At 47.4% G+C, this 5,376-nt stretch carries 7 protein-coding genes; all 7 read right to left on the reverse strand.

Going from position 1 to position 5,376, the window contains the following annotated elements; all coding sequences use genetic code 11:
- Nucleotides 1–436: hypothetical protein (locus tag LQD11_RS15305; RefSeq protein WP_238618328.1), on the reverse strand; the 436-nt coding region annotated here is incomplete at its 3' end.
- A 183-nt stretch (nt 437–619) separates the two neighbouring features.
- The gene (locus LQD11_RS15310) at nt 620–2,068 is read right to left on the reverse strand and encodes a P-loop ATPase, Sll1717 family (RefSeq protein WP_238618329.1); all 1,449 of its coding nucleotides are present in this window, start codon (nt 2,066–2,068) and stop codon (nt 620–622) included.
- Nucleotides 2,069–2,170: 102 nt separating this feature from the next.
- Nucleotides 2,171–2,572: a hypothetical protein gene (locus tag LQD11_RS15315; RefSeq protein ID WP_238618330.1), complete on the reverse strand. Its 402-nt coding sequence runs from the start codon at nt 2,570–2,572 to the stop codon at nt 2,171–2,173.
- 78 nt (nt 2,573–2,650) lie between these two features.
- Complete coding sequence (locus tag LQD11_RS15320) at nt 2,651–3,097, reverse strand: hypothetical protein (protein WP_238618331.1); 447 nt, start codon at nt 3,095–3,097, stop codon at nt 2,651–2,653.
- Nucleotides 3,098–3,187: 90 nt separating this feature from the next.
- On the reverse strand, nt 3,188–3,793 hold the full coding sequence (locus tag LQD11_RS15325) for a DUF4326 domain-containing protein (protein WP_238618332.1): 606 nt from the start codon (nt 3,791–3,793) through the stop codon (nt 3,188–3,190).
- Entirely contained in the window at nt 3,793–4,233 is a 441-nt protein-coding gene (locus LQD11_RS15330; RefSeq protein WP_238618333.1) for a DUF488 domain-containing protein, read from the reverse strand. The genes LQD11_RS15325 and LQD11_RS15330 overlap by 1 nt, the downstream gene beginning before the upstream one ends.
- A gap of 11 nt (nt 4,234–4,244) precedes the next feature.
- The gene (locus LQD11_RS15335) at nt 4,245–4,859 is read right to left on the reverse strand and encodes a dual OB domain-containing protein (RefSeq protein ID WP_238618334.1); all 615 of its coding nucleotides are present in this window, start codon (nt 4,857–4,859) and stop codon (nt 4,245–4,247) included.
- Between the last annotated feature and the right edge of the window lie 517 nt (nt 4,860–5,376).

Genomic DNA, 5,376 nt, shown 5'->3' on the forward strand with positions numbered 1-5,376 from the left:
GCACCCGCAATTCCTCCCGCGATTGAAATCGCGGGTTTCCTTGCGGAGATTCTATGAACTTAACAACGCGAGGACGACTCGCCTGAACGGGTTCAGAAACGAGAATACTTTGCTCTTCTGTGTAGACGACGCAAGAAAAATGGGCTGGACCACCATCTACGTCTTTCAAACCAAGTTCCGTGACCCACTGCCTCCCTGTCACATTAGGGTCAGAATGCTTCAGCACCCAAGAATACAAGCGAAAGTTATCTGCAATCGCTCGATCAGTCCGCAACCAAACTCGCGGGTTTCCTCCAATGCGTTCGCCCGGTGTCGTCACCTCTCGAATAACAACCCGCTCATCTAACTTCTCCGAAAGCCACCCTGATATTCCACGCAGCACTTGGAGGGCCGGATTGTCACCGACAATCTCAATTTCGTTCGCATAGACAAGCACTATTGATTACTCCTGTAAGCAGTACGCTATTTCATTTCTTGTCTCAACTTCGCTCGGACAGAGCACCGTGCGAATCCTGACGCCCAACGCTGAAATAGCCCGCAAAGCCTGGAGGGGCGAAGCCCCGGAAGGGTTTGTCGGGTTGATTTCCTCGTTAGACCTCCCGGATTCACAGACTATGCATTAAATCCGCTCTTCCCGTAACTTAGCGTACTCTTTCAATCCTAGGTGAACTTTGAATCGTGTCGCTGCATTATCCCACCCTGCCTGAGGATCCGTATATTGAAAGGCCCACGAAGATCCTCCGTAACCGCTTCGACGTGAATAGCCAATAACAGAGAAGCGGTATAGCAATGCTAATGCATCGTCTGCGCCAACCGGATTATCTTTGGTGCGGCGTCCTTCGTATTCTCTGCGAAAATCCTCACGATCGAACGTGATAGTATTCATTGCCGAACAGGCTTGAAGCGCCTGCTCCCATTTCGGCCAATGAGGAAGTATCTCATCATCCAACTCTTCTTTCAGATATGATGAATACTGCTCACGCGCGTTTATGATGTCGGAGTTCGACAACACCAGAATTTCGTCTGGCCGCATTCTTGATTCTGAAAGCGATGCATTCAGAAAACTGATTACGTCACGGGGACGGAGAAAGGTTCGAGCAAGAATATGATTCCATTTCGTTTGGGAGCCCCGCATTAACGACGGCTCAACTATGCTTTCCCAGTGTATACTCGGAGCCAACTTGACTTTAAGTCGCTCATTAACTAACGCAAGGAGCGATTCATTCGTCCATTCCAAACGAAGAGTGAGAGTTTGTCCAATTTTATTTTTGTCAGAAAATTCCAAGTCATCCCATAAGTCTGTCCGCAAGTAAACTACCGGGATCATGGGTGCATTGACCTTCGCACACTCACGCCGGACATCTCTGGCAGCAATTATTAAGCCAATGAGCATTTTCTCCCGAGTGTGGTCACTTGCGGAGAGACCTTGATCTAATTCATCAAAATGAAGGACGTATGGGCCTAGAGATTCATTGGCAACGATTGCATAACAACTTTCCATGATAGATGTGGTCAGCGCATTTAACTCTGATCCTAACTGAAGATCCCCAGGGCCCCGCTCTAATTCTACTCCACCGATTGAATTTCCGAGTATCGTTGGCTGAAGACTAAATTTACTTATGCGAAGACGCTTCGGCCTAAGCACATCTGAAAGCGAAGGATTTATACCTCCGTAGTTGTCTTTAAAGAAACTTGTTAGGGCTTCTACTTTGTCATGCTGAGGGCGCTCAGAATCCTCCAGTACCATTGATGCAAATTCTAGAGCAATAAGGTAACGCCAAGATGAAACGTACGCCTCAACCTCAGAGCCCCCCCGATCAATGCGTTGAGCATGAATTGCCCACGGATATCCTCTCAGATTGAGAGGCCTTGACCGCGACTCGGACATGCCCTCAGTGAAATGCCTCACGATGGCTGTCTTTCCAGCACCCTTACGGCCGAGAACCAAGAACGCTTGCTTTCTTTCAATTTGCGCTACTGCGTCAGTCGCCAGAAAGTAGTCAAGTACAGCGTCGTCTTCAGCCGCAACGTCACCAAAAGACGTCAGGTTCCTCAAACTTGTTGTCATTAGTTCTCCCTTTAGGGATTACACGTCTTTTTGATCTAACGCCGCAAACAGCGGCGAGCGTTAGCGAGTCCGGCGGCGCTAGCCGCGAACTGCTTTGCCTGGTTATGTGCCCGGCTTAAAATATGTAGCATGTGGGTGTAGATGACCTGAGTGATGAGTCGGTGAGTAGATCCACGTTTCAGCATCTGCAGCAATGAGCGCATATAGTTGCATACCCAAAGTCTGATTTGGTTTGAAGTCTGGAAACCGCTCACCAAACTGGCGATGAAAATTACTGGAAGGACCAAGTTTCGTCAGTACTTTAGAAATAATTTGTTGGGAGTCAACATAGGGACGGCTTGTAGCGCGAGCAGTATCAAGTTCTGCAATCATCTTTTCTTCCACAATCTCATGTAAGTCCGGTGCGGTGTCCCGGTAGTGGAAGTACTCATTCCAATATGTCTCCAGTTTCTCCGGTCGAAGGTCTGGGCCGATGCTGCTGCGCTGCTCAATATCTGTAATCATGCGAAACTCCCAATGGACACATAACGCCATTGGTAAGCCGCCAATTCGTAGCGTCAGCGAAGAATCGGTCGGCTTGACTTATTGGTTAGCGAGCTCGCCCCCCTGGGCCACAAAAAACGCCTTTACGTTGATTTCGTGCTCCCCGCGTTGGACGAACCGAAAAGCAAAGACGAAGGCACAAAAGGCCCAAAAATTATCCACTTGGAAATAATTCGACAGCCACCACGCATAAAGTGCCCATACGATAAACGCCTCAAATCCAGCTGCAAGCGCCAACCAAGGCTTCTGCATAGCCGTACTCGCATGGTGCAGAAGCGCCAAAATAACAGCCAATATACCAATAGCGCTAGCGACAATGGTTGACCCAAATGACCATATATTCCATATCAGGGCCACCAAAAGCAGCAGACCAATGGCCTCAATACTTTGGTAGACCGGATAGCGAAAAGTTTTTTGTGCCATGCGATATCGAGTCCGCCGTGGCGTCTCAGCCTTAAAATTATCATATTCTTGCTGCGTGGCCATAGGCACTCCTTCGTCTCGCTAACGCCGCGCTCTGCGGCAAATTGGGAGCGCAGCGGAAAATTTGTCCGACAGCAGCGCCTTGTTAAGCGATTACTTACCGTCATCCCATGAATTCAAAAAATCTGCCAACACATCTCCGTGACACGAATCTGGCTTACAGAAACACCCCAAACGCTTCCCAGCAAGCTTGTATACCTCTTTTTTCTCCTTATTTGAGAATTTCTCAAAATCAAAATCGTACTTGTACTTTCTAATGACCTCTTCTCTATCTTCACCGTCTTCATACATTGAATAAGGGTTGCCCCAATACGATCCCCGCCCAATGTACTCGTACTCGGGCGTACTTTTTAGACCCTTATATTCTGGCTCACGTTTAATATTGATTACTCGAGTGATAGAAATATCTATGAGTCGAAGAGGAACAGAGTTTTCTTTGAGTAGCTCAACCTCTTCTAGAAACTCTTCACCGTCGTCGAAAACAATAGCGTGGGTCACGTCGTTAACACTCCAATTCTCAGATCGCTGAGTCGAATTAATTTTCTGACTCTCATCAGAAATCCGCTGAATAAAACCATTCTCATCCGATGGATAAACCAGCTCAACCGCATCTGAGGCAGAGAGTATTTTTTCAATTTTTCTATGAAACTTTTGGTAACAGTTGAAAAGTTTCGGATAAAGAACAAGGATTTTTTTCATCAGTATAAATGTTTAACTTTAAGGTCTAGGTTAGAATATTCGTTTAAATACTCCACAACTAGCCGCCTGTGACAAAAATGCGGTTCGTGTTCGGAGCACAGCAAACACCCATGGTCTAACACCGCAGGACTGATTGATTTCTCAACATTTCTTTGCGCCATGAGATTAAGGAACTTGTCCTCATAAAGCTGCCACGACATGTCACCTTTCTTGTATGCATTGAGGATATCTTTAGTTGGCGCAAGCTCTGGCAGATGCACATAATCCGATCCGCAAAGCTCTTTGAGGAAGAATTTTAGATCATCTCTCTTTGCAAACCCAGACAACTGAGAGACATTATTAAGACGAACATCAATCAAGGTTTTGACTTCGGCCGCCTTGATAAATTTGAAGAACTTCTCCGCGTTCTTCTGCGTAAATCCGATAGTATAAATCTTCATGCCATTTCCTATCAAAATATGGTTGCAACAAGCTTAAAACAGTTTCCTTGATATTCCTCGCCCAAACTCACGCAAAGAATACCTTTAGGAACCTCGTTATTCTGGATGATTCTATCGAAGTTGGGATCAGTTACAGCGAGATCGTAGTTATTTCCGCGATAGGAGAATGATGCTCTTCGTCTATCGAACTGATTTTTATATAAATGCAAGCTCTCAACGGCGATAAGATACAAAGATTGCTCAATAGCAATATACCCTGAGACGATACTTGCGTGAGAAACCCTATCTATTCCACCCCAAATATCGTTAGGGGTATCTAGGTAGTTATCCAGTTCTCCGACTGAGATCCCAAAATTCTGCCGCCATACAGAACCATCTATGACATAGTTTTCGGGCTGGTGTGATAAAGGGGCATGAGTCGAGAAGCTCATAATAACTTTCTGCAAAGGCTTTACATTGAATTGTCCGTATGGATTTTTGCACAGTGCTTGCGCGTGGCTCAGCTCCCCGCCGTCTGTATTTGAGACTGGCCGCACCCACTGGCCATTGGCAATGCATTTACCAGCGACACAATGCTGATGATGCTTCACCGAGTTGGCCAAAATCACTACTTCAATGTTTTTCACAACTCCCTCCAATCTGGGCTACATCGGTAGCGCTTAACATATAAGCGTTTATCCGCTGTGCGCAGCATGGCGGATAAACGTCTGTTGGACGAAGCCATGTACCGCACATCTTTATAATGGGGATTGTATTTTTGGCGGTGGGCCAGGCGGGCCATGAGCGGCCCTTTGGCAGGTGTGGATTACCTGTGCGGGTTCCTTCAGCCACTGTGGAGCCATGCTGGGGGGTCCTTGGCAAGTGTGTTTTGAATGAACATAGCCTGATTGTTGGCCCTGTTTCAATGTTTTGCCCGCACTCAGGCCCGGCCTTTCCGGAGGCCGTTGTCAGCCTGCTCCGTCACCCGCTATTTTTCAATCACTTAACATCGTCGCGCCTTGAGCGTGGGATATGGGACAGGACGCGATATTTCGGCAATGACATGCAAACGACCTTTCCGGCATCGGGGACAAGGATACTCGGACGTTTCCTTGCGCGGCGCGGCGGTGGCTGCCGGTGGGCGCGCCATCGATAATGCCCTCC

The sequence above is a fragment of the Ectothiorhodospira shaposhnikovii genome (assembly GCF_022227765.1).
In the GTDB taxonomy this organism is placed as follows: domain Bacteria; phylum Pseudomonadota; class Gammaproteobacteria; order Ectothiorhodospirales; family Ectothiorhodospiraceae; genus Ectothiorhodospira.